At 76.4% G+C, this 26,543-nt stretch carries 27 protein-coding genes and 1 tRNA gene; 6 read left to right on the forward strand and 22 right to left on the reverse strand.

Annotated features, from left to right (window positions below; genetic code table 11):
• Window positions 1-392 precede the first annotated feature (392 nt).
• The 12 genes from ACI8AB_RS00005 to ACI8AB_RS00060 all read right to left on the reverse strand — a co-directional run bounded on the left by ACI8AB_RS00005 (window position 393) and on the right by ACI8AB_RS00060 (window position 11,331).
• A complete protein-coding gene (locus ACI8AB_RS00005; RefSeq protein ID WP_456948450.1) occupies window positions 393-1,892 on the reverse strand; it encodes an FHA domain-containing protein in 1,500 nt (499 codons plus the stop codon).
• Window positions 1,892-2,326 (reverse strand): hypothetical protein, encoded by a 435-nt coding sequence (locus ACI8AB_RS00010; protein WP_456948451.1) that lies wholly within the window; start codon window positions 2,324-2,326, stop codon window positions 1,892-1,894. Before ACI8AB_RS00010 ends, ACI8AB_RS00005 begins: the two co-directional genes overlap by 1 nt.
• A 56-nt stretch (window positions 2,327-2,382) precedes the next feature.
• Complete coding sequence (locus ACI8AB_RS00015; protein WP_456948452.1) at window positions 2,383-3,939, reverse strand: hypothetical protein; 1,557 nt, start codon at window positions 3,937-3,939, stop codon at window positions 2,383-2,385.
• Window positions 3,940-4,099: 160 nt separating this feature from the next.
• Window positions 4,100-4,882 carry an isoprenyl transferase gene (locus ACI8AB_RS00020; RefSeq protein ID WP_456948453.1) on the reverse strand — a complete coding sequence of 261 codons (783 nt, stop codon included), beginning with the start codon at window positions 4,880-4,882 and terminating at the stop codon, window positions 4,100-4,102.
• Complete coding sequence (recO, locus tag ACI8AB_RS00025) at window positions 4,872-5,663, reverse strand: DNA repair protein RecO (RefSeq protein ID WP_456948454.1); 792 nt, start codon at window positions 5,661-5,663, stop codon at window positions 4,872-4,874. The genes ACI8AB_RS00020 and recO overlap by 11 nt, the downstream gene beginning before the upstream one ends.
• Window positions 5,663-6,577: a GTPase Era gene (gene era, locus ACI8AB_RS00030; RefSeq protein WP_456948455.1), complete on the reverse strand. Its 915-nt coding sequence runs from the start codon at window positions 6,575-6,577 to the stop codon at window positions 5,663-5,665. Before era ends, recO begins: the two co-directional genes overlap by 1 nt.
• A gap of 130 nt (window positions 6,578-6,707) precedes the next feature.
• On the reverse strand, window positions 6,708-7,040 hold the full coding sequence (locus tag ACI8AB_RS00035) for a cytidine deaminase (protein WP_456948456.1): 333 nt from the start codon (window positions 7,038-7,040) through the stop codon (window positions 6,708-6,710).
• Between the two features lie 6 nt (window positions 7,041-7,046).
• Window positions 7,047-8,378: a hemolysin family protein gene (locus tag ACI8AB_RS00040; protein ID WP_456948457.1), complete on the reverse strand. Its 1,332-nt coding sequence runs from the start codon at window positions 8,376-8,378 to the stop codon at window positions 7,047-7,049.
• Between the two features lie 4 nt (window positions 8,379-8,382).
• Window positions 8,383-8,886: an rRNA maturation RNase YbeY gene (gene ybeY / locus ACI8AB_RS00045; protein WP_456948458.1), complete on the reverse strand. Its 504-nt coding sequence runs from the start codon at window positions 8,884-8,886 to the stop codon at window positions 8,383-8,385.
• 5 nt (window positions 8,887-8,891) lie between these two features.
• Window positions 8,892-10,025, reverse strand: coding sequence for a PhoH family protein (locus ACI8AB_RS00050; RefSeq protein WP_387985280.1), 1,134 nt, complete (start codon window positions 10,023-10,025; stop codon window positions 8,892-8,894).
• A gap of 87 nt (window positions 10,026-10,112) precedes the next feature.
• Window positions 10,113-10,940 carry an enoyl-CoA hydratase/isomerase family protein gene (locus ACI8AB_RS00055; RefSeq protein ID WP_456948459.1) on the reverse strand — a complete coding sequence of 276 codons (828 nt, stop codon included), beginning with the start codon at window positions 10,938-10,940 and terminating at the stop codon, window positions 10,113-10,115.
• 31 nt (window positions 10,941-10,971) lie between these two features.
• Window positions 10,972-11,331 (reverse strand): histidine triad nucleotide-binding protein, encoded by a 360-nt coding sequence (locus ACI8AB_RS00060; RefSeq protein ID WP_387985284.1) that lies wholly within the window; start codon window positions 11,329-11,331, stop codon window positions 10,972-10,974.
• A 117-nt stretch (window positions 11,332-11,448) separates the two neighbouring features.
• Here ACI8AB_RS00060 and ACI8AB_RS00065 point away from each other — a divergent pair, with 117 nt between their 5' ends.
• The 3 genes from ACI8AB_RS00065 to ACI8AB_RS00075 all read left to right on the forward strand — a co-directional run bounded on the left by ACI8AB_RS00065 (window position 11,449) and on the right by ACI8AB_RS00075 (window position 14,737).
• The gene (locus tag ACI8AB_RS00065; protein WP_456948460.1) at window positions 11,449-12,396 is read left to right on the forward strand and encodes a putative selenate ABC transporter substrate-binding protein; all 948 of its coding nucleotides are present in this window, start codon (window positions 11,449-11,451) and stop codon (window positions 12,394-12,396) included.
• Between the two features lie 62 nt (window positions 12,397-12,458).
• Window positions 12,459-13,136, forward strand: coding sequence for a phosphonate ABC transporter ATP-binding protein (locus ACI8AB_RS00070; RefSeq protein ID WP_456948461.1), 678 nt, complete (start codon window positions 12,459-12,461; stop codon window positions 13,134-13,136).
• On the forward strand, window positions 13,133-14,737 hold the full coding sequence (locus ACI8AB_RS00075) for a PhnE/PtxC family ABC transporter permease (RefSeq protein WP_456948462.1): 1,605 nt from the start codon (window positions 13,133-13,135) through the stop codon (window positions 14,735-14,737). Before ACI8AB_RS00070 ends, ACI8AB_RS00075 begins: the two co-directional genes overlap by 4 nt.
• Before the next feature lie 6 nt (window positions 14,738-14,743).
• Here the strand turns inward: ACI8AB_RS00075 and ACI8AB_RS00080 are convergent, their stop codons facing one another.
• From ACI8AB_RS00080 to hrcA, 3 genes are read right to left on the reverse strand one after another with little or no spacing between them, the layout of a single operon-like run.
• Complete coding sequence (locus tag ACI8AB_RS00080; protein WP_456948463.1) at window positions 14,744-15,517, reverse strand: 16S rRNA (uracil(1498)-N(3))-methyltransferase; 774 nt, start codon at window positions 15,515-15,517, stop codon at window positions 14,744-14,746.
• Window positions 15,514-16,647, reverse strand: a complete 1,134-nt coding sequence (gene dnaJ, locus ACI8AB_RS00085; protein WP_456948464.1) for a molecular chaperone DnaJ — start codon at window positions 16,645-16,647, stop codon at window positions 15,514-15,516. The genes ACI8AB_RS00080 and dnaJ overlap by 4 nt, the downstream gene beginning before the upstream one ends.
• 14 nt (window positions 16,648-16,661) lie before the next feature.
• The gene (gene hrcA / locus ACI8AB_RS00090; RefSeq protein WP_456948465.1) at window positions 16,662-17,681 is read right to left on the reverse strand and encodes a heat-inducible transcriptional repressor HrcA; all 1,020 of its coding nucleotides are present in this window, start codon (window positions 17,679-17,681) and stop codon (window positions 16,662-16,664) included.
• 259 nt (window positions 17,682-17,940) lie between these two features.
• Between hrcA and ACI8AB_RS00095 the strand changes: the two genes are divergently transcribed.
• Entirely contained in the window at window positions 17,941-18,255 is a 315-nt protein-coding gene (locus ACI8AB_RS00095; protein ID WP_456948713.1) for a type II toxin-antitoxin system VapB family antitoxin, read from the forward strand.
• A complete protein-coding gene (locus ACI8AB_RS00100; RefSeq protein WP_456948466.1) occupies window positions 18,255-18,722 on the forward strand; it encodes an N-acetyltransferase family protein in 468 nt (155 codons plus the stop codon). Before ACI8AB_RS00095 ends, ACI8AB_RS00100 begins: the two co-directional genes overlap by 1 nt.
• Window positions 18,723-18,725: 3 nt before the next feature.
• Here ACI8AB_RS00100 and ACI8AB_RS00105 read toward each other — a convergent pair whose 3' ends face one another.
• The 3 genes from ACI8AB_RS00105 to hemW all read right to left on the reverse strand — a co-directional run bounded on the left by ACI8AB_RS00105 (window position 18,726) and on the right by hemW (window position 21,779).
• Window positions 18,726-19,331: a response regulator transcription factor gene (locus ACI8AB_RS00105; RefSeq protein WP_387985304.1), complete on the reverse strand. Its 606-nt coding sequence runs from the start codon at window positions 19,329-19,331 to the stop codon at window positions 18,726-18,728.
• The gene (locus tag ACI8AB_RS00110; RefSeq protein ID WP_456948467.1) at window positions 19,328-20,443 is read right to left on the reverse strand and encodes a sensor histidine kinase; all 1,116 of its coding nucleotides are present in this window, start codon (window positions 20,441-20,443) and stop codon (window positions 19,328-19,330) included. The genes ACI8AB_RS00105 and ACI8AB_RS00110 overlap by 4 nt, the downstream gene beginning before the upstream one ends.
• Before the next feature lie 112 nt (window positions 20,444-20,555).
• The gene (gene hemW / locus ACI8AB_RS00115; RefSeq protein WP_456902566.1) at window positions 20,556-21,779 is read right to left on the reverse strand and encodes a radical SAM family heme chaperone HemW; all 1,224 of its coding nucleotides are present in this window, start codon (window positions 21,777-21,779) and stop codon (window positions 20,556-20,558) included.
• Between the two features lie 48 nt (window positions 21,780-21,827).
• Between hemW and ACI8AB_RS00120 the strand changes: the two genes are divergently transcribed.
• On the forward strand, window positions 21,828-22,610 hold the full coding sequence (locus tag ACI8AB_RS00120; RefSeq protein ID WP_456948468.1) for an enoyl-CoA hydratase-related protein: 783 nt from the start codon (window positions 21,828-21,830) through the stop codon (window positions 22,608-22,610).
• On the opposite strand, the gene ACI8AB_RS00125 is transcribed toward ACI8AB_RS00120, so the two are convergent.
• The 4 genes from ACI8AB_RS00125 to ACI8AB_RS00140 all read right to left on the reverse strand — a co-directional run bounded on the left by ACI8AB_RS00125 (window position 22,550) and on the right by ACI8AB_RS00140 (window position 26,534).
• Window positions 22,550-23,290: a PH domain-containing protein gene (locus ACI8AB_RS00125; protein ID WP_456948469.1), complete on the reverse strand. Its 741-nt coding sequence runs from the start codon at window positions 23,288-23,290 to the stop codon at window positions 22,550-22,552. The two genes, ACI8AB_RS00120 and ACI8AB_RS00125, sit on opposite strands and share 61 nt — an antisense overlap.
• Window positions 23,291-23,339: 49 nt before the next feature.
• Window positions 23,340-25,100, reverse strand: coding sequence for a selenocysteine-specific translation elongation factor (gene selB, locus ACI8AB_RS00130; protein ID WP_456948470.1), 1,761 nt, complete (start codon window positions 25,098-25,100; stop codon window positions 23,340-23,342).
• On the reverse strand, window positions 25,091-26,401 hold the full coding sequence (gene selA / locus ACI8AB_RS00135; protein WP_456948471.1) for an L-seryl-tRNA(Sec) selenium transferase: 1,311 nt from the start codon (window positions 26,399-26,401) through the stop codon (window positions 25,091-25,093). The genes selB and selA overlap by 10 nt, the downstream gene beginning before the upstream one ends.
• A 37-nt stretch (window positions 26,402-26,438) precedes the next feature.
• Window positions 26,439-26,534: transfer RNA gene (locus ACI8AB_RS00140), tRNA-OTHER, on the reverse strand.
• Window positions 26,535-26,543: the final 9 nt, after the last annotated feature.

Below are 26,543 nucleotides of genomic sequence, written 5' to 3' on the forward strand. Positions count from 1 at the left end.
GGCGCCGGCCGCGGCGCCGGGCCCGGCGGCGGGGGGTCGGCGCCCGCCCCCCCCCCCCCCCCCCCCCCCCCCCCCCCCCCCCCCCCCCCCCCCCCCCCCCCCCCCCCCCCCCCCCCCCACGACTGCTCCCGCTCCTCCTCACCTCCTGGCCCTCCTCACCTCCTCGTGGTCCCTGCCCCCGGTCGTCCCCACTCCGACCGCTCGTGCTCTGCACACACCGGTGTGCAGAGCACGAGCGTGCGCAGGCCCCTCCCCCTCCCCGGCCCCGGGCGCCGCGCCCCGCCCGGTACAGAGCTCCACCGCGGGTGGGGCACCCGCGGGAGTCCCCGGAACGCGACGGCGCCCGCCTCCCCGGGTGGGGAGACGGGCGCCGGAGCGGAGCGGGGTGCGGGTCAGTACCCGCCGTGCTGCGACTCGAAGGCGAACTGGCGACCGCCCATGCGGACCGCCGTGCCCGGGGTCAGCCGGATCGGCTGGTGCGGCACCAGCGAGGACCAGCCCGGGGCGCCGCGCGGGGCGACGAGCGTGCCGTTGGCCGAGCCGACGTCGACCAGCAGCACATCCCAGCCCTCGAGCCGGATCTCGGCGTGGTGCCGGCTGACGCCGCCGGTCTGGTCGAGGACCAGCAGCGGCCGCACCTGGCCGGAGACGACGCGCTCGTCGGTCTCCGGCTCGCGGCCGAGCAGGTAGTCCATGTCCAGGCTCACCGTGGCGCCGTCGTCGAAGACGAGCAGCCCCAGCGGCGGGCGCACGCCCTCGACGACGACCGCCGTCTGCTGCGTCGTGCGGATGCCGCACAGCGCGCAGAACCCGGCCCGCGGGTCGTTGAGGTGGCCGTTCTTGCAGAGGATGCCCTTGACCGTGGGCCGCTCGTCCTCCGGCTCCGCGGTGGTGGGCGCCGGCTCCTGGCCCGGGGTCGGCAGCGGCTGCCGCGCCGGCTCCGCCTCGGCGGCGGCACCGAACAGCAGGGACGACCGCTCCGGCGCCGGCAGCTCCACCGCCGCGGGCGGCGGCGCGACCGGAGCCGGGTCGACGGCGGGTGCCGGGGCCGCGCGGGGTGCCGGGGCCGCGTGCCCGTGCCCGGCGGAGTCGTGACCGGCGGAGTCGTGGCCTGCGTGGTCGTGGCCGGCCGGGGCCCCGGCGGGCACCGGACGGGCCGGCGGCTTGGCCGTCGACAGCGGCACCCGGGCGTGCGGTGCCGGCAGCCGGACCTGCATGGTGCCCGACGGCGCCGGCGCGGCGGCCGACGGCGCGGGGGCCGGTGAGAGCACCGCGGCCGCGCCGGGGACCGCGCCGGCCTCGAGGTCGGCGAGCGGGTGCGGCGCGGTGTCGGCGGGCGAGCCGGCCGACAGGTGCAGCGGGGCCGGCGGCCAGGTGACGAAGCGGTCGAGCACGAGGGTGCCGTTGTCCAGCTTCTCCCCCTGGGCAGGCGTGAGCCGCAGCCCCAGGTCGGGCACCTCGGCGCTGCCGCCGCCGACGAGCACGAGCGTCAGCCCGTCCTCGGTGGCGGCGGCGACCGCGAACGACGGCGGCTCGGTCACGGTGCCGAGCCAGGTCCGCAGCTCCTCGTGCAGCCGGCGGCCCGGGGCGCGGGAGCCGGCCGCCGACAGCCGGCGGCACAGCGCGACCAGCTCGCCGACGTGCGCGTCGCCGGCCGGGGCGGCCGCGGGCGCGGGCGGGACCGGGACCGAGCCCCAGCCGACCAGCGCCGGCCGGGCCGCCGGGGCGGCGGAGCCGGACGGCTGCGTGGTGACCCCGACGACCAGGAGCACCCCGGGCATCCGGACGACGAGGTCGGGACCGGGGGCGACCCGGACGGCGACCTGGTCGAACGGCGGAACCGTGGCCGGTGCGCCGGTCGTCCCGGTGAGCGGAGGCGTGGGGGTCGACATCAGACGAGCCTCCCGCCGTTGATCCGCCAGTGGATGAACGGCACGCGCATCGGGCCGTTGGCGACCAACCACACGATCAGCCAGGTGCTGACGAAGTGGACGGCGAACGCCGGGCCTGGCAGCGAGTGGATCCACGGGATCGCACCGCCGGCGAAGAGGAACCACACGAGCAGGCCCTCGGGGATGCCGGTGAGCAGGCCGAACAGCGTCGGCCAGTCCTTCTCCCACCGGAACTGCTGGATGCCGTGGTAGACGAGCTCCCACAGCACGCCGAGCACCAGCACGACGAGCAGCACGGAGAAGGTGGCGCCGTAGGAGGCGCCGAGCGAGGCCCCGGTCGGGAGCACCGGGGTGATGATCAGGGTCCAGATCGAACCGACCACGGCCAGCAGGAAGATCCTGGTCTGGATGCGGCCGTTCAGGGTGGGCAGCACGGCGTCGTCTCTCTCGGTCGTCGCGGACGTCGGTCGGCGGGGTGGGGGCGGGTCGGTCAGATCTGCTCGTTCCGGACCCACTTCCACCACTGGCTGGTCGACCGGCCCGGCCCGAGCTTCTGCGCGAAGCCCTGCGCGATCAGGTCGTCGGCGATCTCCTGCGCGGCGATCTGCAGGCCGAAGAACGTGTCGACGCCGGGGAACGGGCCGCCGAGGGTGGCGCTGCCGGAGGCGTAGACCTTGCCGCCGTTCCGCGTGCCGGTGACCTCGAAGTTCCGCTGGACGTCGAGCCGGCCCACCGGGTTGCGGGTGGCGTTGGAGTGGTCGAGCAGGTCGGCCAGGACGCGGTGCTCGCGGATGTCGGCCTCGAGGCCGGTGCAGTCGATGACGGCGTCGAAGGTGCCGGTGTGCGGGCCCTGGTCCGGGGTGCTGACGGTGACCTCGACGAGGTCGCCGGCCGGCTTCATCTCCTCGATCCGGCCGATCATCACCCGGTACCAGCCCTCGGCGCGGCCGCGCTCGAGCTGCTCCTTCCAGTCCCGGCGGACGGGGGTGTTGGTGCCGCCCATCTCCTCGTACAGCCGCTTCCGGTCGGCGCCCTCGCTCTTGCGCACCTGCTGCTTGAGCTGGCCGCCCCACACCGACTTCGGGTAGTTGAAGCCCTGGTAGGCCCAGCCGTCGGCGCCCTTGCGGCGCTTGAGGATGCCGGTGCCGTGCGGCCTGTCCACGTAGGTGCGGAACAGGTGGACGATCTGGGTCTGCAGGCCGAGCCGGTCGCGGTCGTCGATCAGCCGCTGCAGGACGCGCGAGGCCACGATGCCGCCGCCGCGGACGAGGACGGTGCCCGGGCGCTGGTGCAGCCGCTCGTAGACCTGCTCGTGCCGCTCGTAGGCGTTGACGACCCTGCCGTAGTCGTTGTGCTCGTTGCGGTAGCGCTGCAGGTCGGGCAGGAACTTCAGGCCCGGGTAGCCGACGGCCACGTGCACCCAGGTGCTGCGGTAGGCGATCCGCTTGGTCGGCGTCGCGCCCTCGGGCGGGGTCAGGATGGTGAAGTACCCCCCGCCCACGCGGCGCCGGACCATGCGGACCTGGCCGTGGACGACCATCTCCGGGTACCGGATCCGGTACATCTCCTTCTCCATCGACTCGAACGCGTGCCCCGCCTTGGGCGTGTAGTAGTTCGCGAAGATCGGCTCGACCAGCACGTTCCAGGCCTGCTTGAGGTTGCCCTGCAGGGCCTCGCGGATGGCGTAGCTCGGGAAGCCCCAGATGTTGTCGGGGCAGGACGACGAGTCCGACCGCAGCCGCTCGCCCCGCGGGATCTGGGAGACCGTCGTCAGGTACTCGTAGCTCTCCCACGGCGTCTTCAGCGGGGTGAGCACGCGCATGGCGCTCGTCGGGACACCGCAGATCCGCAGGTAGTCGACCGTGACGAACGAGCCGATGCCGCCACCGAAGGTGACGAACGGGACGTCGACGACGGGGATGCCGGCGTCGGCCAGCATCTGGTCGGTCCAGAAGTCACTGGCGATCAGCTGGTCGGTCAGGTCACCGGGCTGCGGTGGTGCTGCCGGGGTCCGGGCGTGCTGGGACGCGATCGTGCTCTCGCTCACGGTGGGGGCTTCCGTCCTCTGTCGGGGGAGCCGCCACTGTCAGGGGGCGCGCACGCACTGTCAACGGATTCCGGCGCGGCAGCCGGAACCGCGTCCCGGCCTGCACGGACGTCCGGGGAGCGGTCCGGACGGTCCCCGTCGCGGACCCGCGGACGGGGGCCTACGCCTTGCCGAAGCGGCGCTGGCGACGGGCGTACTCCTCGCACGCCGCCCACAGGTGCCGGCGGTCGAAGTCCGGCCAGAGGGTGTCGAGGAAGACGAACTCGGCGTAGGCCGACTGCCACAGCAGGAAGTTGCTCGTCCGGTTCTCCCCGGAGCTGCGCACGAACAGGTCGACGTCGGGCATGTCCGGCTCGTCGAGGAAGCGGGCGACGGCGTCCTCGTCGACCTCGCCCGGGTCCAGCCGGCCGGCGGCGACCTCGCGGGCGATGGCCGCGGCGGCGTCGGCGATCTCGGCGCGGCCGCCGTAGTTGACGCACATGGTCAGCGTGAGGACGTCGTTGTCCCGGGTGAGATCCTCGGCGACCTCGAGCTCCCGGATGACGCTGCGCCACAGCCGCGGCCGGCGGCCGGCCCAGCGCACCCGGACCCCGAGGTCGTGCATCTCGTCGCGTCGGCGGCGGATGACGTCGCGGTTGAAGCCCATGAGGAAGCGGACCTCCTCGGGGCTGCGCCGCCAGTTCTCCGTGGAGAAGGCGTAGGCGCTGATCGCCTTCACGCCGAGCTCGATGGCGCCCTCGACGCAGTCGAACAGCGAGGACTCCCCCGCCTCGTGCCCGGCCGTCCGGGGCAGGCCGCGCTCCTTCGCCCAGCGGCCGTTGCCGTCCATGACGATCGCGACGTGCCGGGGCACCTTGTCGGCGGGCAGCTCGGGCGGGCGGACGCCCGAGGGGTGCGGGTTCGGCGCCTTCACCTGCCGCGGCGCCGGGACCTCACGCCTCACTCAGCAGGCTCACTTCCCGGCGCGGGGCCGACGGGTCCGAGCGGTCGACCAGCGGCAGGGAGCGCAACCCGCGCTCGAGGTGCCACTGCAGCAGCGCGGCGACCAGCCCGCTGCCCTCGCGGCACTGCGCGGCCTCGCTGGCCTCGGCGGTGACCCAGTCGCCGGACAGCAGCGCCTCCAGGTGCCCGATGGTGACGGGGTTGGGCCTGCCCGCTCCGGCGGGGCGGCAGTCGAGGCACACCGAGCCGCCCGCGGGGACGGAGAAGTGCCGGTGCGGCCCCTCGAGGCCGCAGCGGGCGCAGTCGCCGAGCGCCGGCTCCCAGCCGGCCACCGACATCGCGCGCAGCAGGAAGGCGTCGAGCACCAGCCCGGCCGGGTGGGTCTGCTCGGCCAGCGCCCGCAGCGCGCCGACGACGAGCAGGAACAGCCGCAGCGAGGGCTCCTTCTCCTCCGCGGTCAGCCGGTCGGCGGTCTCGAGCACCGCGGTGCCGGCGGTGTAGGCGCGGTAGTCCGCGGCGATGACCGAGCCGTAGGAGCGGATGGACTCCGCCTGGCTGACGATGTCGAGGTTCCGGCCGGTGTAGAACTGCACGTCCACGTGGCTGAACGGCTCGAGCCGGGCGCCGAACTTGCTCTTGGTGCGGCGCACGCCCTTGGCCACCGCGCGCACCTTGCCGTGCCGGCGGGTGAGGACCGTGACGATGCGGTCGGCCTCCCCCAGCTTCTGGGTGCGCAGGACGATCCCCTCGTCGCGGTACAGCGACTTCGGCGTGGTGCTCATCAGTACCCGAGCCGGTTGAGCTTCTTGGGGTCGTCCTGCCACTCGCCGAGCACGGTGACGTGCAGGTCGAGGTGGACGCGCGCGCCGAGCAGCTGCTCGAGCCCGGCGCGGGCCTCGGTGCCGATCGCCTTGATGACCGACCCGCCCCTGCCCAGCAGCATGGGCTTCTGGCTGGGGCGCTCGCAGTGCAGCAGCGCGTGCACCTCGACCAGCTCCGCGCCCTCCCGCTTGGGGTCGGGCCGACGGTTGAGCTCCTCGACGGTGACGGCGAGCGAGTGCGGCACCTCCTGGAACACCTTCTCCAGCGCCGCCTCGCGGATGAGCTCGGCGATCTGGCGGTCGGTGTCCTCGTCGGTGGTCTGCTCCTCGGGGTACAGCGGCGGACCCTCCGGCAGCAGGCCGACCAGCAGATCCTCCAGCAGCTCGACCTGGTCGCCCGCGACCGCGCTCACCGGCACGACCTCGGCGGCCTCGACGAGCTGGCTGGCGGCCACCAGCTGCTCGGCGACCTGCTTCTTCGACGCGGCGTCGGTCTTGGTCACGACGACGACCACCGGCGCCGTGATCTCCTTCAGCTGGCGGGCGATGAAGCGGTCACCGGTGCCCACCGGCTGGTCGGCCGGGATGCAGAACACCACGACGTCGACCTCGGACAGCGTGTCCCGGACGACGTCGTTGAGCCGGCGGCCCAGCAGGCTCCTGGGCTTGTGCAGGCCGGGGGTGTCGACGAGGACGAGCTGCCCGCCGGGCCGGTGCACGACGCCGCGGATCGCGTGCCGGGTGGTCTGCGGCCGGTTGCTGACGATGCCGACCTTCTCGCCGACCATGGCGTTGGTCAGCGTGGTCTTGCCCGCGTTGGGCCGGCCGACCAGGCAGGCGAAGCCGCTGCGGTACGGCTGGTCCGGCGTGCTCACCGGCCCAGTCTCCCACTGCGTGACGACATCGTCGGCCCACCGGCCGACACCGCGGCCACGTGCCGTCCGCCACAGGCGTGGAGCCCCACGGCCGCTCCTCGCGGAGGCCTCCGGCCCCCACTCGTCGCGGTCACGCCGTGGTGCGGAGCATCCCGTCGGGCCCGGCGAGGTGCACCGGCGCCGACGGCGTCAGGTCGTGCACGGCGGCCAGGCCCTCCTGCTCGACGGCGTCGGCGTCGGACACGATCGCCGCCGCCTCCAGGCCCTCGACGCCGCTGGAGACCGCCGCGGCGACGGCCGCCTGCAGCGCGGACAGCCGCAGTGAGGGCAGCGCGACGCTGGCGGCCACGTAGGTGCGCCCGTCGGTGTCGCGGACCGCGGCGCCCTCCGGGGCGCCGGTGCGGCCGCGCGCGGAGCGGGCGAGGGTGACGAGCTTGGCGTCCTCGGGCTGCAGGTCGGGCACGAGGGCTCAGCTTTCCACGCCGGCCGGTACCTCGGCCCGGGTGGCCCCGGACTGGTGCCCGGGATCGGCGTCGGGCACCCGCGTGACGACGATCGTGTCGATGCGGTTGCGCCGCCCGCCGGTGCTCTCGGCGACCAGCCGCAGCCCCGCGACCTCCGCCGACGACCCCTCGATCGGCACCAGCCCGAGCTCGCGGGCGAGCAGGCCGCCGACGGTCTCGACGTCGTCGTCGCGGGGCAGCTCGACGTCGAACAGCTCGGCGAGGTCCTCGACCGGCAGCCGGGCGGTGATCCGCACCGACCCGTCGTCGAGGTGCTCGACCGGCGGCCGCTGGACGGCGTCGTGCTCGTCGGCGATCTCGCCGACGATCTCCTCGAGGATGTCCTCGATGGTGACCAGCCCGGCGAAGCCGCCGTACTCGTCGACGACGATCGCGATGTGGGTGCGGCGGGCCTGCATGTCGCGCAGCAGCTCGTCGACCGGCTTGGACTCCGGCACGAACGCCGGCGGGCGCATGAGCTCCTCCACCTTCGGGCCACGCCCGTCGCCGAGGTTCTGCGACCGGCGCACGAGGTCCTTGAGGTAGACGACGCCGACGACGTCGTCGACGTTCTCCCCGATCACCGGGATGCGGCTGAAGCCGCTGCGCAGCGCCAGGGCCAGCGCCTGCCGGACGGTCTTGGTGCGCTCGATCCACACGACGTCGGTGCGCGGCACCATGACCTCGCGGGCGATGGTGTCGCCGAGCTCGAACACCGAGTGGATCATGTTCCGCTCGCCGGACTCCACGACGCCGCGCTCCTCGGCGAGGTCGACGAGCTCGCGCAGCTCGACCTCGGTGGAGAACGGGCCGTCCCGGTAGCCGCGGCCGGGGGTGATCGCGTTGCCGATCAGGATCAGCAGCGTCGCGACCGGGCCGAGCACCCGGCCCAGCAGCCGCACCACCCCGGCGGTGGTCAGGGCGAGGGGGTAGGCGTGCTGGCGGCCCAGCGTCCGCGGCCCGACGCCGACCAGCACGTAGCTGACGACGGTCATCACGCCGGCGGCGGCGAGCACCGCCTGCCAGCCCATGCCCAGCACGCGGACCAGGACGACGGCGACCAGCACCGCGGCGACCATCTCGCAGACGATCCGCAGCAGCAGGAGCAGCGCCACCAGGCGGGCGCGCTCGTCGAGGACCCGCTCGAGGGTGGCCGCCCGCCGGACGCCGTCGCGGCGCAGCTCCTCGACCCGCGCCGCGGACACCCGCTGCAGGGCGGCGTCCATGGCGCCGAAGAGTCCGGCCAGCGGCACCAGGCAGATCGCGACCACCAGCAGCGTGACCGTACCGGCGCTCATCGCGTCACCGCGTCCCGGGACCCCGTTCGGCCGGCTCGCCGGTGACCGGCTGCCGCGGCGCCGCGCGCCAGCCCTCCAGCAGGCGGGTCTGCAGGCCGAACATCTCCCGCTCCTCCTCGGGCTCCATGTGGTCGTAGCCGAGCAGGTGCAGCACGCCGTGGGTGGCCAGCAGCAGCAGCTCGTCGTCCATGGAGTGGCCGGCGGCGCGGGCCTGCCGGACGGCGACCGAGGGGCACAGCACGACGTCGCCGAGCAGCGCGGGGCCGGGGTCGGGGTCGTCGGGGCGGGCGGTGTCGAGCTCGTCCATGGGGAAGGCCAGGACGTCGGTCGGGCCCTTCTCCCCCATCCAGCGCTCGTGCAGCACGGACATGTAGTCCGGGTCGACGCACAGCACCGACAGCTCGGCCATCGGGTTGACGCCCATCTCGGCGAGGACGTACCGGCAGATGCCGGTCAGCTCGGCCTCGTCGACGGCGATCTCGGACTCGTTGGCGACCTCGACGGGCACGGCGGTCAGCTCCCCTGCCGGCGGGTCGGCCGCGCGGGCCGGGCCGGGCCGGCGGGACGGCCGGCGCCCTGCTGGTGGGCGGCGTCCCACCGCTCGTAGGCGTCCACGATGTCGCCGACCAGCCGGTGACGGACGACGTCGGAGCTGGTCAGGTTGGCGAAGTGCACGTCGTCGATGCCGTCGAGGATCTCGCGCACGACCTTGAGGCCGCTCTGCGCGCCGCCGGGCAGGTCGACCTGCGTGACGTCACCGGTGACGACGATCTTCGAGCCGAAGCCGAGCCGGGTGAGGAACATCTTCATCTGCTCGGCGGTCGTGTTCTGCGCCTCGTCGAGGATCACGAACGCGTCGTTGAGCGTGCGGCCGCGCATGTAGGCCAGCGGCGCGACCTCGATGGTGCCGGACTGCATGAGCCGCGGGATCGACTCGGGGTCGACCATGTCGTGCAGCGCGTCGTAGAGCGGGCGCAGGTACGGGTCGATCTTCTCGCTGAGCGTGCCGGGCAGGTAGCCCAGCCGCTCGCCGGCCTCGACCGCGGGGCGGGTGAGGATGATCCGGTTGACCTGCTTGGTCTGCAGCGCCTGCACGGCCTTGGCCATCGCCAGGTAGGTCTTGCCGGTACCGGCGGGACCGATGCCGAAGACGACCGTGTGCGCGTCGATCGCGTCGACGTAGCGCTTCTGGTTCAGCGTCTTGGGCCGGATCGTGCGGCCGCGGCGGCTGATGATGTCGAGGCTGAGGACGTCGGCCGGCCGCTCGGAGCCGCCGCTGCGCAGCATGCCGATGACCCGGCGCACCGAGTCCGGGCGCAGCGCCTGGCCGGTGCCGAGCAGCGCGATGAGCTCGTCGAACACGCGGACGGCGAAGGCGTTGTCGGCCGGCTGCCCGGTCACGGCGATCTCGTTGCCGCGGACGTGCACGTCGGCGTCGAGCTCGGACTCGACCAGCCGGAGCAGCTCGTCACCGGAGCCGAGCAGGGCGACCATCGAGACGGAGTCGGGGACCGTGATGGTGGCGCGGACCGCGGCGGGGGTGGCGCTCGCGAGGGTGCTGGCGCTGTCCGCGGCGACGGCCTGCGCGGAGGCCTCGCGGGACGTGGGGGCGCCCGGCACGGGGACGTTCGGGGAGGTGTCGGGCAAGAACCCTCGACCCTGCCTTCCTGGCACGGGGACTGAACGGCTCGACTCTACCCGCGCCCCGCCACCGGAACCGCGCTCGCAGGCGGGTCACCGCCCCGAGTAGGTCGCCTTCCCCGGCCCGTCGGCCAGGAAGGAGGCGACGGCGCCGCGCAGGTCGTCGGTGGCGAACAGCGGCCCGGAGACCTGCGGGGTGATCTCGTCGGCGGCCCGCGCGCCGTGCCGCACCGCCGTCGTCACGAGGCGCTTGGTGGCCGCGTGCGCGAGCGTGGGGCCGGCGGCGACCCGGCGCGCGTAGTCGCGGGCGGCCTCGGCGAAGCCGTCGTCGGGCAGCACCCGGTTGACGACGTCCCACCGCTCCAGCACCGCGGCCGGGTAGCGCTCGCCGGTGAAGATGAGTTCCTTCGCCCGCGCCGGGCCGGCCCGCTCGGCCAGCCGCTGCGGCCCGCCCATCGACGGGGTGAGCCCGACGCGGATCTCGAGCAGCCCGAACGAGGCCTTCTCCGCGGCCATCAGCACGTCGCAGGCCAGCGCCAGCTCGAAGGCGGCGGTGAGGGTGAGCCCGTGCGCGGCGAACACGGTGGGGACGGGCAGGTCCTCGAGGGTCTGGGCGATGCGCAGCAGCCGCGCCCACAGCGCCGCGCCGCGCTGCGCGGGCTCGGGCCCCTCGGCGATCTCCTGGAAGGCGTGCACGTCGACGCCCCCGGAGACGACCTTCCCGCGGGCCTCGAGCAGCACCGCGCGGGCGCGGTCGGGCCGGCCGGGCGCGGTGAGGGCGACCAGCTCGGCGGCGACCCGCTCGAAGGCGGCGAACACCGACTCGTCGAAGAGGTTGAGCGGCGGTGCGTCCAGCACGACGACGGCGACGTCGCCGTCCCGCTCGATCCGGACGGGGGCGGCGCTGCCGGCGTCGGTCATGCCGGCCACCCTGCCAGGCGGCCCGCCCGGCTCAGCCCGGGGGCCAGTGCAGGTCGCGGCCGCCGAGGACGTGCAGGTGCAGGTGGTGGACGGTCTGCCCGGCCTGCGGGCCGGTGTTGGCCACCAGCCGGTAGCCGGGCTCGGTGCCGTCCTCGCTGGCCAGCCCCTCCTGGATCGCCACCGCGTGCGCCGCGGCCACCACGTCGGCGAGCAGCTGCGGGTCGGCGCCGACGAGCAGCCCCGCCGTCGCGTGGTGCTGCTTGGGGATGACCAGCACGTGCGTGGGCGCCTGCGGGTTGACGTCCCGGAAGGCCAGCGTGCGGTCGGTCTCGTGCACGACGTCGGCCGGGATCTCCCCGGCGACGATCCGGCAGAACAGGCAGTCGGTCACGCGCCGACACTAGGACGCGCGCCGCCCGGGCACGCGCGACACGATGGGCCGGTCCCCCTCCCCCGCCCGTCCCCGGAGGTGCCCCGTGCCCGTCCCCCCGCCGCCCAGCAGGACGTAGTGACCAGCTGCAGCGCTCTCCGGTCGGGGAGCCCCGGAGTCCACCCGTCCCGCCGCGCGTTCCTCGCCGGCACCGCTCTCGCCCTCGCCACCGCCGCGTGCGGCCGCTCCTCCCCCGTCGGCGCCGCCCCCTCCTCCGGCGCGACGGCCACCATGCGCATCGGCGCGATCCCCGACCAGGACCCCGAGGTCCTGCAGCGCCTCCACGGCACCCTCGCCGACTCGATGTCCGCCGCGCTCGGCCTCGACGTCACCTACGTGCCGGTCACCGACTACGCCGCCGCGGTCTCCCTCTTCCGCACCGGCGACCTCGACCTCGTCTGGTTCGGCGGGCTCACCGGGGTGCAGGCGCGGCTGCAGGCGGCGGGTGCGCGGCCGGTCGCCCAGCGCGACATCGACACGGCGTTCCACTCGCTCTTCGTGGTCCACACGGCCACCGGTCTCGCGCCGTCGGACGACCTGCGCCCGCTGGCCGGGCTGCGGTTCACCTACGGCAGCGAGACCTCGACGTCGGGCCGGCTGATGCCCGCGTACTTCCTGCAGCAGGCCGGCGTCGACCCGCAGGGCTTCCCGGGCGGGCCGGGGTTCTCCGGCTCGCACGACGCGACCATCCAGCTCGTCGCCTCGGGCACCTACCAGGCGGGGGTGCTCAACGAGCAGGTGTGGACCTCCCGCTCCGAGGCGGGCGCGGTGGACCCGGCGGTCGTGCGGTACGCCCGGACCCCGGCCTACCACGACTACCACTGGCTGCTCGGCCCGCGGGCGCCCGAGCGCTTCGGCGACGACGTCGCCGGGCGGCTCACCGGCTACTTCACCGGGCTGTCGGCCGGGGACCCGGACGACGCCGCGGTGCTCGAGCTGTTCGGCGCCGGCTCCTTCGTCCCGGCGCGGGCCTCCGACCACGACCGGATCGAGGAGATCGGCCGCGGCCTGGGGCTGGTCACCTGAGCGCCGTCCTCCGGCTGACCGGCGTCACCGTCCGGTTCGGGGCGGCGACCGCGCTGGAGTCCGTGGACCTCACCGTCGGTCCCGGCGAGCGGGTCGCCGTCGTCGGGGCCTCGGGCGCCGGGAAGTCGACGCTGCTGGCCGTGGCCAACGGCGCGGTGCCGCCGTCGTCCGGCACGGTCGAGGTGCTCGGGCAGGACCCCGCGGCCCTGCGCGGGCGGGCGCTGCGCCGGCTGCGCGCGCGGGTGGGGACCGTCCACCAGCACCTCGAGCTGGTGGGTCCGCTGCGCGTGGTGCACAACGTCAACGCCGGCCGGCTCGGCGGGTGGCCGGCGGCCCGGGCGGCGTGGTCCCTGCTGCGGCCGCAGGGCCTGCCCGAGGTCCTCGCCGCCCTGGAGCGGGTGGGGCTGGCCGACCGCGTCTTCGACCGCACCGGCGCCCTGTCCGGCGGGCAGCGCCAGCGGGTCGCCGTCGCGCGGCTGCTGGTGCAGGACCCCGAGCTGGTCCTGGCCGACGAGCCGGCCTCCGCGCTGGACCCGGCGCTGTCCGGCCGGGTGCTGGAGCTGCTGGGCGGGCCGGCGTCCCGGGGCGGCGCCCTGCTGGCCGCGCTGCACGACCCGGCGCTCGCGCTGCGGTGCTGCGACCGGGTGGTCGGGCTGGCCGCCGGCCGGGTGGTCCTCGACGTCCGCGCCGCCTCGCTGTCGGTCCGCGACCTGGCCGACTTCTACGGGGCGGCCGCGTGACCGCGGTGCTGTCCCGCCCGGCGGCGCCGCCGCTGCGGCGGGACCGGCGCCGCTGGGCGTGGGGGCTGGCCGCGCCGGCCGCCGTCGGCTGGGCGCTCGCGAGCGCGCTGGACGGCGGGGTGCTCAACCCGGCCGGCGGCACGCAGCTCGGCCGGTTCGCCGGGGCGGCGCTGTCCCCGGCGCTCGACGGCGCCTTCCTCGGCGTGCTCGGCACCGCGGCCCTGGTGACGGTCGCCTACGCCGTCCTGGGCACCGCGCTGGCCCTGGTCCTCGGCGCGGCGGGGGCGGTGCTGCTCACCCGCACCACCTGGGGCGGCCGGCGGCTGGGCTGGGCGGCGGCCCGCGGCGCGCTCGCGGTGCCGCGCGGTCTGCACGAGGCGGTGTGGGGCCTGCTGCTGGTGAACCTGCTCGGGCTGGACCCGTGGGTCGGCGTGCTGGCGATCGGCCTGCCCTGCGGCGCCGTGACCGCGAAGGTGTTCGCGGACCTGCTCGACGAGGTGCCCCGCGGGCCGTACGACGCGCTGCTCGCGCAGGGCTCGGGACGGGTCGCCGCCGCGCTGTACGGGCTGGTCCCCCAGGCGGCCGGCGGGCTGCTGTCGTACGCGTTCTACCGCCTGGAGTGCGCGGTCCGGTCCGCCGTCGTGCTGGGGCTGGTCGGCGCCGGCGGGCTGGGCTACCAGCTGTCGCTGTCGTTCTCGTCGCTGCGCTGGCCCGAGGTCTGGACCGCCGTCCACGCGCTGGCCCTCCTGTGCCTCGCCGCCGACGTCGCCGGGCGCGCGGTGCGCCGCCGGGTGGCCGCCCCGAGGCGGCGCGCCGGCACCCTCTCCCGCGACCGCGTGCTGACCGCGGCGGCGCTCGCGGTGCCGGCCGCCGTCGCGTGGGCGTGGTGGTTCCTGGCGCTGTCGCCGGCGTCGCTGGTGTCCGCGCGCGCCCGCGAGCAGGCCGGCTACGTGCTCGGCGCGGCCTGGCCCCCGGCCGGTGGCGGCGACCTGCTGCGGGAGGTCGCCCGGCAGGCGGTCGTCACGCTGCAGACGTCGGTGCTGGCGATCGCGGTGGCGACGGCGGGCGCGGTCCTGGTGGCCGGGCCGGCCGCGCGGCTCGCGGGGCGGTCGGCGCCCGGGCGGGTCGCCGGGGCGCTCGCGCGCGCGGCCCTGCTGCTGCTGCGGGCGGTGCCCCCGCCGGTGTGGGCGCTGGTCCTGCTGTTCGTGCTGCTGCCCGGCGTCCTGCCCGGGGCGCTCGCGCTCGGGGTCTACACGCTCGGGGTGCTCGGGCGGCTGTCCGCCGAGGTGGTGGAGGAGGCCGACGCCCGGCCGCGGTCGGCGCTCACCGCCCTGGGCGCCCGCCCGGCGGGGGCGTGGCTGTACGGGGTGGCGCCGCAGGCGGCCGGGCCGGTGCTGGCGTTCGCGCTGTACCGGTGGGAGGTCGCCGTCCGGGACACGCTGCTGGTCGGGCTGCTCGGCGCCGGCGGGCTGGGCGCGCTGCTGGCCTCACGCCTGGCGGTCTTCGACTGGCCCGCCGTGACGACGGTGCTGCTGGCCACGATCGCGCTGACCCTCGCCGTGGACCTGGTCAGCGAGCGGGCGCGGCGGGCCCTGCGCTGAGCGTGCTCAGGCCCAGCGGGTCCGGACCGACAGGGCGGCCAGCGCCGCGGCGCCGGCGGTGGAGGTCCGCAGCACCTCCGGCCCGAGCCGCACCGGCTGGGCGCCGGCCGCGCGCAGGGCCACGACCTCGCCGTCGGTGAGCCCGCCCTCGGGGCCGACGACGACGGCGACCGTGCCGCTGGCGGGGACGTCCACCCCGGCGAGGGGACGGCGGGCCTGCTCGTGCAGCACCAGCGCGAGGTCGACGTCGGCGAGCTCCCCGCACACCTGCCGGGTGGTCATGAGGTCGCCGATCTCGGGGACCCGCGGCCGCCGCGACTGCTTGGCCGCCGCCCGGGCCGCGGCCCGCCACTTCGCCAGGCCCTTCTCGACGCGGTCCTCGCGCCAGCGGGTGACGCAGCGCGCGGCCGCCCACGGGACCACCCGGTCGACGCCGAGCTCGGTGGCCAGCTCCACGGCCAGCGGGCCGCGGTCGCCCTTGGGCAGGGCCTGGACCAGCACGAACTCCGGCTCGGCCGGGGGCACGTCGTGGCGGGCGGTGACCTGCACGCGCAGCCCGGCCGGCCCGGCGTGGAGCACGGTGCCCTCGACGACCGCGCCGCGGCCGTCGCCGACCCGCACCGCCTCGCCGGCGGCCAGCCGCAGCACGTCGACGGCGTGCCGGCCCTCGGCGCCGCCGACGAGCACCTCGTCCGCCCCGTCACCCGGCAGCTCGTCGAGGAGGAACAGCGGGGAGCCGTCGAGGGCCGGCCGGGCGTCGTCGGGGGCCGGGACGCTCACTTGAACGAGTTCCGGACCCGGGAGAACAGGCCGCCCTGCGTCTCCGCCGGGCCGGGGCGGTCCTCGCCGCGCAGCACCGCCAGCTCGCGCAGCAGCTTCTCCTGCTCGGCGTCGAGTCGCGTCGGCGTCTGGACGTCGACGTGCACGTGCAGGTTGCCCCGGCCGGTGGCCCGCAGCCGTGGCGCGCCCTGGCCGCGGAGGGTGAGGACGGTGCCCGCCTGGGTGCCGGGGCGGACGTCGACGTCGGTGTCCTCGCCGTCGAGCAGGGTCAGCGGCAGCGTGGTGCCCAGCGCCGCGGCCGTCATCGGCAGCGCGACGTGGCAGTGCAGGTCCTCGCCGTCGCGGGTGAACACCGGGTGCGGGCGCTCGCGGATCTCCACGTACAGGTCGCCGGCGGGGCCGCCGCCGGGGCCGACCTCGCCGCGGCCGGTGAGCCGGATCCGCATGCCGTCCTCAACGCCGGCGGGCACCTTGACCTGGATGTCCTGCCGTGCGCGGACCCGGCCCTCGCTGCCGCACTCGGGGCAGGGGTCGGGGATGACCTGGCCGGTGCCGGCGCAGGTCGGGCACGGCCGGCTGGAGACGACCTGGCCGAGGAACGAGCGCTGCACGTTCTGCACCTCGCCGCGGCCGGAGCAGGTGACGCAGGTGGTCGGGTGGGTGCCCGGCGCGGTGCCGGCGCCGGCGCAGGTGCCGCACAGGACGGCGGTGTCGACGGTGATCGTCTCGGTGGTGCCGAAGACCGTCTGCTCGAGGTCGAGCTCCAGCGCGATCAGGGCGTCGTCGCCGGCGCGGACGCGGCTGCGCGGCCCGCGCGTGCCCATCCCGCCGCCGAAGAAGGCGTCCATGATGTCGCCGAGCCCGCCGAAGCCGGCCCCGCCGAACGGCGAGCCCGCGGCGGCGCCGGCGCCGCTGTCGAACGGGTCCCCGCCGAGGTCGACGATGCGCCGCTTGTCCGGGTCGGTCAGCGCCTGGTAGGCCCGGCTGACCTCCTGGAAGCGCTCCTTGGCCTCCGGGTCGGGGTTGACGTCGGGGTGCAGGTCCCGCGCCAGCCGCCGGTAGGCCTTCTTGATGTCGGCGTCGGAGGCGCCCCGGGAGAGCCCGAGCACGCCGTAGTAGTCGGTTGCCATCAGGGGTCGAGACCTCAGCTCCCGGCCAGCAACTGGCCGACGTAGCGGGCCACGGCTCGCACCGCGGCCATGTTGCCTGGGTAGTCCATGCGGGTCGGGCCGACGATGCCCAGCCCGCCCAGCGCCCGGTCACCGGTGCCGTACCCCACCGAGACGACCGACGCACCGGCCAGCGCCTCGTGGGCGTTCTCCTCGCCGATGCGCACGAGCACCGCGCCGCTGCTGTCGACCTCGCTGATCAGCTTGAGGACGACGACCTGCTCCTCCAGTGCCTCCAGCAGCGGGCGCAGGCTGCCCGGGTCGAGCGCGACGCGCGCCAGGTTCGCCGTCCCGCCGATGACGAGACGGTCCTCCCCCGGCTCGACCAGGGTCTCGACCAGCGCGGCGCTGACCGCGGCGACCAGCGCCCGCAGTTGCTCCGGCGCGGTCTCGACGAGGTCGGGGACCTTGCTGCCGGCGTCGGCGAGCCGGGCGCCGGTGAACGCGGCGTTGAGCGTGGCGCGCAGGTCCGAGACGTCGTCGCGGCTGACGTCGACCGGGCAGTCGACGACCCGCTGCTCGACGCGGCCGGTGTCGGTGATGAGCACCAGCAGCAGCCGCGAGCCGGTCAGCTGCACCACCTCGAGGTGGCGGACCGCGCTGCGCGACAGGGTCGGGTACTGGACGACGGCGACCTGGTGGGTCAGCTGGGCGAGCAGGCGCACCGTGCGGCCGAGGACGTCGTGCAGGTCGACCGCGCCGTCGAGGAACCGCTCGATGGCGCGGCGCTCGGCGGGCGACAGCGGCTTGACCGCCGAGAGCCGGTCGACGAACAGCCGGTAGCCCTTGTCGGTGGGCACCCGCCCGGCGCTGGTGTGCGGCTGGGTGATGTAGCCCTGCTCCTCGAGGACGGCCATGTCGTTGCGGATGGTCGCCGGCGAGACCCCGAGGTCGTGCCGTTCGGCCAGGGCCTTGCTGCCCACGGGGTCGTTGGTGGAGACGAAGTCCTGCACGATCGCCCGCAGGACCTGCAGGCGCCGTTCGTCGTGCGCCACGGTGACACCTCCCCGAACCGGTCGACGTCGCCGTGCGGGGAGCCGCGGGGGCTCCGGCCCGCCCTCGCCGGGTGCCCGGCCGGGTTGGCACTCGCACGGACCGAGTGCCAATCCAGCATACGACCGGGGAGCCGTTCCGTCGCGGACGTGACGGGGTCCACCACCCGGTGGGGGCCCGGCACGGCGGGCAGCGGGCCGATACGCTCGGACGCGTCAGTGCCGGTACGGGGCAGGTGTTTGGACGGAGGTCGGGTCCCTGATCTTCAAAGCGGTGCGGAACGGGCGCCCCTATCCCGAGCACGGGTTGTCCACCAGGGACTGGGCGATGATCCCGCCCCGGCAGATCCGGCTCGACACCCTCGTCACCACCAAGCGCGAACTGGCGCTGGACACCCTGCTCGCCGACGACTCGACCTTCTACGGCGACCTGTTCCCGCACGCCGTCCAGTGGCACGGCGACCTCTACCTCGAGGACGGCCTGCACCGCGCGCTGCGGGCGGCCCTGCAGCAGCGCTCGGTCATCCACGTCCGCGTGCTCGACCTCGACGCGCTGATGCCCGCCAACCTGGCCTGATGGACCCGGCCCGGCTCGACGGCGGGGTGCTGCTGCGGGAGGCGACCGCCGGGGACCTGCCCGCGGTGGTCGCGCTGCTGGCCGACGACCCGCTGGGCGCGACCCGGGAGTCGGCCGACCCCGCCCCGTACGAGCGGGCGTTCGCCGCCGTCGACGCCGACCCCGCGCACCTGCTGGTCGTGGCCGAGGACGCCGGCGCCGTCGTCGGCACCCTGCAGCTGTCGTTCCTGCCCGGGCTGTCCCGCGGCGGCGCGCTGCGCGCACAGGTGGAGGGCGTGCGGGTGGCCGCGGCCGCCCGCGGGCGGGGGCTCGGCGAGGCGATGCTGCGGTGGTGCGCCGCGGAGTCCCGCCGCCGCGGCGCCGCCCTGCTGCAGCTGACCACCGACGTCCGCCGCCCCGACGCGCACCGCTTCTACGAGCGGCTGGGCTTCGTCGCCTCACACGTCGGCATGAAGCTGGAGCTCTAGCCGCTACAGCCAGCCCTTGTCGGCGGCGACGCGGGCGGCCTCCACCCGCGTGCGGGCGCCGGTCTTGCCGATCGCCGAGGACAGGTAGTTGCGCACCGTGCCCTCGGACAGGAACAGCCGCCGGGCGATGTCGGCGACGGTGGCGCCGTCGGCGGCCTCCCGCAGCACGTCGGCCTCGCGCGCGGACAGCGGCGTCGCGCCGATCGCCAGCGCGGCGGCGGCCAGTTCCCGGTCGATCACCCGCTCCCCCGCGACGACGGCGCGGATCGACCGGGCGAGCTCGGCGACCGGCGCGTCCTTCACCAGGAAGCCCGCCGCGCCCACCTCCATGGCGCGGCGCAGGAACCCCGGCCGGCCGAAGGTGGTGAGGACGACGGCGCGCACGCCCGGCAGCTCGGCGGCCAGCTCGCGGGCGGCCTCCAGACCGTCCCGCCCGGGCATCTCGATGTCGAGCAGCGCGACGTCGGGGGCGTGCTCCCGGGCGGCGGCCAGCACCTCGTCGCCCCGGCCCACCTCGGCGACGACGGTGATGTCGGGCTCCAGCTCCAGCAGCGCCCGCAGCGCGCCGCGGACCATCGACTGGTCCTCGGCCACCAGCACCCGGATCACCGGGCCACCGCCGCCGCGTGAGCCGGCACCAGCGGCAGGACCGCGCGCAGCTCGTAGCCGCCGTCGCGGCCGGCGCCGCCGGTGAGCCGGCCGCCGAGCGCGCCCACCCGCTCGGACAGGCCGGTGAGCCCGGAGCCGGGCCCGGTGTCGTCGGCGGGGCCGCGGCCGTCGTCGGCGACGGTGAGCGCCGCGTCGGTGCCGTCGTCGGCGAGGGTGACGGTGACCGTCCGGGCGCCGCTGTGCCGCAGCACGTTCGTCGTCGCCTCGCGGACCACCCAGCCCAGGGCGGCGTCGACCGGGCCGGGCAGCACGGGCACCCGGTCGGGCAGGCGGGCGGCGATCCCCGCGCCGGACAGCGCCGCGCGCGCCTCGGCCAGCGCCTGCGCGCAGCTGACCTGGCGGTAGCCGCTGACCGCGTCGCGGACCTCGGCCAGCGCGCGGCGGGCGGCGGCCTCGACGTCGGCCATCTCGGTGCGCGCCCGTGCCGGGTCGACCTCGGCCAGCCGCCCGGCGAGCTCGCTCTTGAGCGCGATGAGCGACAGGCTGTGGCCGAGCAGGTCGTGCAGGTCGCGGGCGAAGCGCAGCCGCTCCTCGGCGACCGCGTTGCGCGCCAGCTCCTCGCGGGCCGCGGCGAGCTCGGTGTTGACCTCCACCAGGTGGCGGGTGCCGCGCATCGCGAACGCCGTGAGCAGGCACATCACCGGGAGGATGAACAGGTTCGCGAGCTGGCCGTCGGCCGTGACGACCCCGGCGCACACCGCGGCGGCGGCGAGCACCGCCGGCCAGACCCAGCGCCGCGGCAGTGCCGCCGCCGAGGCCGCCGACACGTAGATCAGCAGACCCGCCCACGCCGGGCCCAGCCAGACGGCGAGGCCGGCACCGAGCGCCGCGACCACCGCCAGCCGGCCGAGCGGTCCGCCCGGGTCGCAGCTGGTGAACGACCGGCGGAACACGGCGAGGTAGACGGCGGTGAACACCAGCAGCGCGGCGCCGGCGACCACCCGGACCGCCGTCGGCCGGTCGGTGGTCAGCAGGTCGGCGAGGGGGAAGGCCTGGAACAGCAGCCAGGGCAGGGACCAGCCGATCTGCCGCCACCGGGAGTGGGCGTCCACGGCGCCCGACCGTAGACCTGCCGATCCCGGTACCGGACCTGCCGGACGTCGTCGGCCCGGGCTGACATCCGTCAGGTGCTGTCCCCGCCTTCCGCGCGCGAGAGGCGGAGCCTCAGTCCGTCAGGTCCCGGACGACGGCGTCGGCGAGCAGGCGGCCGCGGTCGGTGAGCACCGCCCGGCCCCCGGCGTGCGCGGCGGGCTCCAGCAGGCCGCGGGCGACGGCGTCGGCGGCGCGGGCCCGGCCGGTGTCGGACAGCGCGGTCAGCGGCAGCCCGTCGCGCAGCCGCAGGCCGAGCATGACCGTCTCCAGCGCGCGGTCGGCGGGCTCGAGCACCTCGCGGTCGGCCACCGGGCCCTCCCCCGCCGCCAGCCGCTGCGCGTACGCCGCCGGGTGCTTGACGTTCCACCAGCGCACGCCGCCGACGTGGCTGTGCGCGCCCGGGCCCACGCCCCACCAGTTGGCGTTGGCCCAGTACAGCTCGTTGTGCCGGCAGCGGGCGGCGTCCCCGCGCGACCAGTTGCTGACCTCGTACCAGTCGAACCCGGCGCCGCGCAGCACGGTGTCGGCCTGGACGTAGCGGTCGGCGAGGACGTCGTCGTCGGGCATCGGCAGCTCGCCGCGGGCGATCCGGCGGGCCAGCCGGGTGCCGTCCTCGACGATGAGCGCGTACGCGCTGACGTGGTCGACCGGCGCGGCCAGGACGGCGTCGAGCGAGGCGGCCCAGTCGGCGTCGGTCTCGCCCGGGGTACCGTAGATGAGGTCCAGGTTGACGTGCTCGAAACCGGCCGCGACCGCCTCCCGCGCGGCCTGCGCCGCGCGCCCCGGGGTGTGCCGCCGGTCGAGGACGGCCAGGACGTGCTCGGCGGCGGACTGCATCCCGAGGCTGAGCCGGGTGAACCCGGCCGCGCGCAGGGTCGCCAGCGACCGCGGGGTCACCGACTCGGGGTTGGCCTCGGTGGTCACCTCGACGCCGTCGGCGACCGGGAACAGCTCGCGGACGGCGGCCAGCACGGCGGCGAGGTCCTCGGCGGGCAGCAGCGTCGGGGTGCCGCCGCCGACGAAGACGGTGGAGACCGTCGGCAGGTCGGGGCCGAGGACCCGCGCGGCGCGGTGCAGCTCGGCGATCGCGGTGCCCGCGTACTCGGCGCGGTTGGCGCCGGGGCCGAGCTCGTCGGAGGTGTAGGTGTTGAAGTCGCAGTAGCCGCAGCGGGTGGCGCAGAACGGCACGTGCACGTAGAGGCCGAACGGCGTCGTCGTCAGGTGCTCGCGGGCACCGGCCGGCAGGTCGTCGTCCGCGGGCGGACGCGCCGGCAGCAGCGGCAGGGTGGTGGTCATCTGCTCCCAGTGTGCCGCGCCCCCGCCACCCCGGGGCAGGATGCCCGGGTGAGCTCTGCGCCCGTGGACGAGGACCGGCTGCTGCAGGTGACCGTCGCGGGGGGCGTGGCCCGGCTGGTGCTGGACTCCCCCGGCAACCGCAACGCGCTCTCCCGGGCGCTGCGCGCGCAGCTGCGCGAGGCCCTCGACGCCGTGCTCGCCGACGACGCGGTGCGCGTGGTCGTGCTCGACCACACCGGGCGGGTGTTCTGCTCGGGGATGGACCTGTCCGAGGCGGCCGGCGCCGGGGCCGGGGACCAGGGGGTGCGCGAGCTCCCCGACCTGCTGCGGACGATCTGGACCGCCCCCAAGCCGGTGGTGGCCGCGGTGCGCGGGCCGGCGCGGGCCGGCGGGGTCGGCCTGGCCGCGGCCTGTGACGTCGTGGTGGCCGCGTCCTCGGCGACGTTCGGCATGTCGGAGGTGCGGCTCGGGCTGGTGCCCGCCGTCATCTCCGCGGTCGTGCTGCCGCGGATGCTCCCGCACGTGGCACACCGGCTCATGCTCACCGGCGAGGTGTTCGACGCCGCCACCGCCGCGGCCGGCGGGCTGGTGGACCTGGTGGCGCCCGACGACGGGGTCGACGCCGCCGTCGACGGGCAGGTGCTGGCGCTGGCCGCCGGGTCGCCGTGGGCGCTGGCCGAGACCAAGCGGCTGCTGCGCGCCGGCGGGCTCCGCGGCTCCTTCGACGACCTGCTCGAGCTCTCGGCGCGGGCCTTCGCCGGCGAGGACGGTCAGGAGGGCATCGCCGCGTTCCGGGAGAGGCGCCCGGCGCGCTGGGTCCCCTCGCTGTAACCGGTCCGGCGCGGGATGCTGCGGGCGTGACCGTTCCCGAGGACCCGCGCGAACGCTTCCGCACCCTGCCCGAGCCGGTCGACCTCGAGGACACCGTGGAGACCGTCGACGCCTCCTCCGCGCAGCCGGTGCTGACGGAGAGCGACGAGCGCGACGCGCTGCTGCGCCAGGCCGGCGGCTGACCTGTCCCGTGCGCGGTCGTGCTCTGCCCCGCCGGTGGGGGCAGAGCACGAGCTCCCGCGAGGGAACACCCCTGCCGCGCACTCGTGCTCCGCCCCCACCTGTGTGCAGAGCACGACCGCGGTCAGAGCACGTAGGTGGCGATCATCTGGCCGAGCTGGCGGATGTCGGAGTTGCCCTTGAACTCCAGCCGCACCTTTGCCCAGGCCGCTGAACCACAGGTCGAGCTCGGCGTCGAGGTCGAAGGTGCCCGCGGTCTCCACGGAGAACGCCTGGATCCTGCTGTAGGGCAGCGAGGTGAAGTCCTTCTTGCGGCCGGTCATGCCTTGCACGTTCACCGCGATCAGCCGCTTGTCGGTGAAGACGACGAAGTCCCGCACCGTCTTGAACGCGAAGTACAGCTGCTCGCCCGGGATGAGCAGCGGGGCGACGTCGCCGGCGACGTCCTGGGGGTTGCACTGGCTCAGCTTGAACACCGAGCCGTTGGAGAAGTCGATCACCCGGACACGTTAGGTCAGCGGAACGTCACGGTCCGTGTCCCACGCCGGGTCAGCGGAGCCGGCGGGACGCGTCGGGCAACCGCTCGGTGACCCCGCGCGCGTCCAGCCACTCCATGAGCGGCACGGCCACCCGCCGCGTCGTCCCCCACGCCGAGCGTGCCTGGCTGAGCGTGAACGGCTGCGGGACCGCGGCCAGCCGCGCGCGGGCGGCCTCCTCCACGCCCGGTGCCAGGTAGACGCCGTCGGCGATGCGCACCAGCTGCCCGTCGCGCACCGCGGCCGCCAGCTCGCGCGGGCCGAGGCGGGCCGCGCGCAGCTCGTCGGCGTCCGGGGCGGCGAACGGATCGGCGGCCAGCCGCGCCCGGATCGCGTCGACCGCCCGCTGCACCGCTGGCGGCAGCCCGGCGGCGGCCACGACCACCCGGCCCTCGCGCAGCGCCAGCGGCGGCCGCACGACCAGGGCCACCAGGTCGTCGTCGGGCAGGTCCAGCTCCCGGCGGACGACGGCGACCGGCGGCCCGGGCTCCAGCGGGTGCGCCTGCCGGTGCGCGGCCACCAGCCCGGGCACCCGGCGGGCCAGCTCGCCGACCAGCCCCGGCGCCAGCAGCCACGGTCCGGCGCGGACGGCGTCGCCGGGCACCGGCCAGCCCATCGCGGTGAAGTCGTCGGCGCGCACCACCCGGCGGCGGGCGAGGTCGGCGGCGGCACCGGCCGGGCCGGCCTGCTGGCGGCCCAGCTCGCCGGCCCGCTGCCGGGCCGCCCCGCGGCGGCGCAGCTCCGGCGGCGCGACGTCGCGGACGTCGGCGCCGAGCACCCGCCGGGCCCCCGGGTCGCGCAGCAGCACGCGGTCCCCCACCCGCAGCGGCAGGGGGGCGGTCAGCCGCAGCCGCACCGCCCGCCCGTCGAGCGGGCGCAGCCGCACCGGCACCGCCGCCGAGCCGACGTGCAGCACCGCCTCGGCCGGCAGCCGCCCCTCGGGCGCGCGGGCCAGGACGACGTCGGCCTCCGCGGTGGTCCGGAACGCGCCGGGGGTGAGCAGCGCGTCGCCGCGGGAGAGGTCCTCGACGGCGATCCCGCGCAGGTTCAGCGCCACCCGCGCGGTCGCCGTCGCCCGCTCCACCGGACGGCCCAGCGACTGCACGCCGCGCACGCCCACCTCGCGGTCGCCGAGCCGCAGCCGGTCGCCGGGCGCGACGGACCCGGCGGCGAGCGTCCCGGTGACCACGGTGCCGGCGCCGCGGATCGGGAACGCGCGGTCGATCCACAGCCGCACCGGCGCCTCGGCGTCCGGCGCGGGCAGCCCGGCCAGCAGCGTCTCGAGGGCGGCGGTCAGCTCGGGGACGCCGCGGCCGGTCGGCGCGCTCACGGCCACGCCGGGGACGGCGCCCATCGACGTCGCGGCCAGCCGCTCGGTGGCGTCGGCGAGCACGGGCGCGGGGTCGGCGAGGTCGGCCTTGGTGACGGCGAGCAGCGCGTGCCGCACGCCGAGCGCGTCGAGGACGGCGACGTGCTCGGCGGTCTGCGGCGACCAGCCGTCGTCGGCGGCGACCACGACCAGCGCGGCCGGCACCGACCCGACGCCGGCGAGCATGTTGCCGACGAACCGCTCGTGCCCCGGCACGTCGACGACGGCCAGCACCCGGCCCGAGGGCAGCGTCGTCCAGGCGAAGCCGAGGTCGATGGTCAGGCCGCGGCGGCGCTCCTCCTCCCACCGGTCGGGCTCCATGCCGGTGAGCGCGCGGACCAGCGTCGACTTGCCGTGGTCCACGTGCCCGGCGGTGGCGATCACGTCCATGCCGCTCAGGGACACCGCTGCGCCACCTCCAGCACCGCGGCGGCGAGGTTGTCGTCCGCCGACGGCGGCACGCTGCGCAGGTCGAGCAGGGTGCGCCCGTCGGCCACGTAGCCGACGACCGGCCGCGCACCCCGCCGCAGCGGCTCGGCGAACGGCTCGGGCAGCGAGACCGCCGCGCTGGGCAGCGGGTGCTCGGGCGCCCCTCCCCCGCCGACCCGGGCGGCGGAGTCGACGGCGTGCGCGTCGACCCCGGCGGCGGCCAGCCGGCCGGCCAGCGCCCGCGCCCGGGCGCGCAGCCCGTCCACGTCGGCAGCGAGCATCTGCTGCACCGGCGGCTGCGGGCCGCGCAGCGTGGCCTCCAGCGCCGCGAGCGTCGTCTTGTCCACCCGCAGCGCCCGGTACAGCGGGTGCCGGCGCAGCCGCTGCACCAGGTCGGCGCGGCCGAGCACCAGGCCGGCCTGCGGGCCGCCGAGCAGCTTGTCGCCGCTGGCGAGCACCAGGTCGGCGCCGTCGGCCAGCGTCGTCTGCAGGTCCGGCTCGTCGGGCAGCGCCGGGTGCGGCCGCAGCAGCCCGGAGCCGACGTCGGCCACCAGCGGCACGCCGCTGTTCGCCAGCGCCTCGGCCAGCTCGTGCACCGGCACGGCCCGCGTGAAGCCGCGGACGACGAAGTTCGACGGGTGCACCTTGAGCACCGCGCCGGTGTCGTCGTGCAGGGCGTCGCGGTAGTCGTCGAGGGTCACCCGGTTCGTCGTCCCCACCTCGCGCAGCCGGGCGCCGGTCGACTCGAGCAGGGCGGGGATGCGGAAGCCGTCGCCGATCTCGACCAGCTCGCCGCGGGCGATGACCAGCTCGCCGCCCAGCGCCGTGGCCACCAGCGCCAGCGCGGCCGCGCAGTTGTTCACCACGATCGCGGCCCCGGCGGCGGGGACGGCGGCCAGCAGCGCGGCGATCGCCGCCTCGCCGCGCGGCCCGCGGCGGCCGGTGGCCAGGTCCAGCTCGACGTCGGTGGTGCCGCTGGCCGCGACCACCGCCTCGACGGCCGCGGCCGACAGCGGCGCCCGCCCGAGGTTGGTGTGCACGAGGACGCCGGTGGCGTTGAGCACCGGGCGCAGGGCGGACGCGGTCGAGGGCAGGCCGGCGAGGACGGCGGCGACCGCGTCGTCGGCCGCGAGCTCGCCCGCGCGGATGCGGGACTGCACGGCGCGGACGGCGTCCTTGACCAGCTCCCGGCCCAGGCGCGAGGCGGCGTCGGCCAGCGCCGGGTCGGCCAGCAGCGTGTCGGTGCGGGGCACTGCCCGCCGCGGGTCGGCGCTCATCGCTGCGGAGCGTATGCGCGCCGGCCCGCGGGGAGGCTGGCGGAGGCGGACGGGAATCGAACCCGCCTGACCGAGCTGCTCGGCCACGTCGGCTTTAGAGGCCGCGGGGGCCACCAGGCGCCCTGACGCCTCCGCCGGCCAG

The sequence above is a fragment of the Geodermatophilus sp. SYSU D00698 genome (assembly GCF_054050335.1).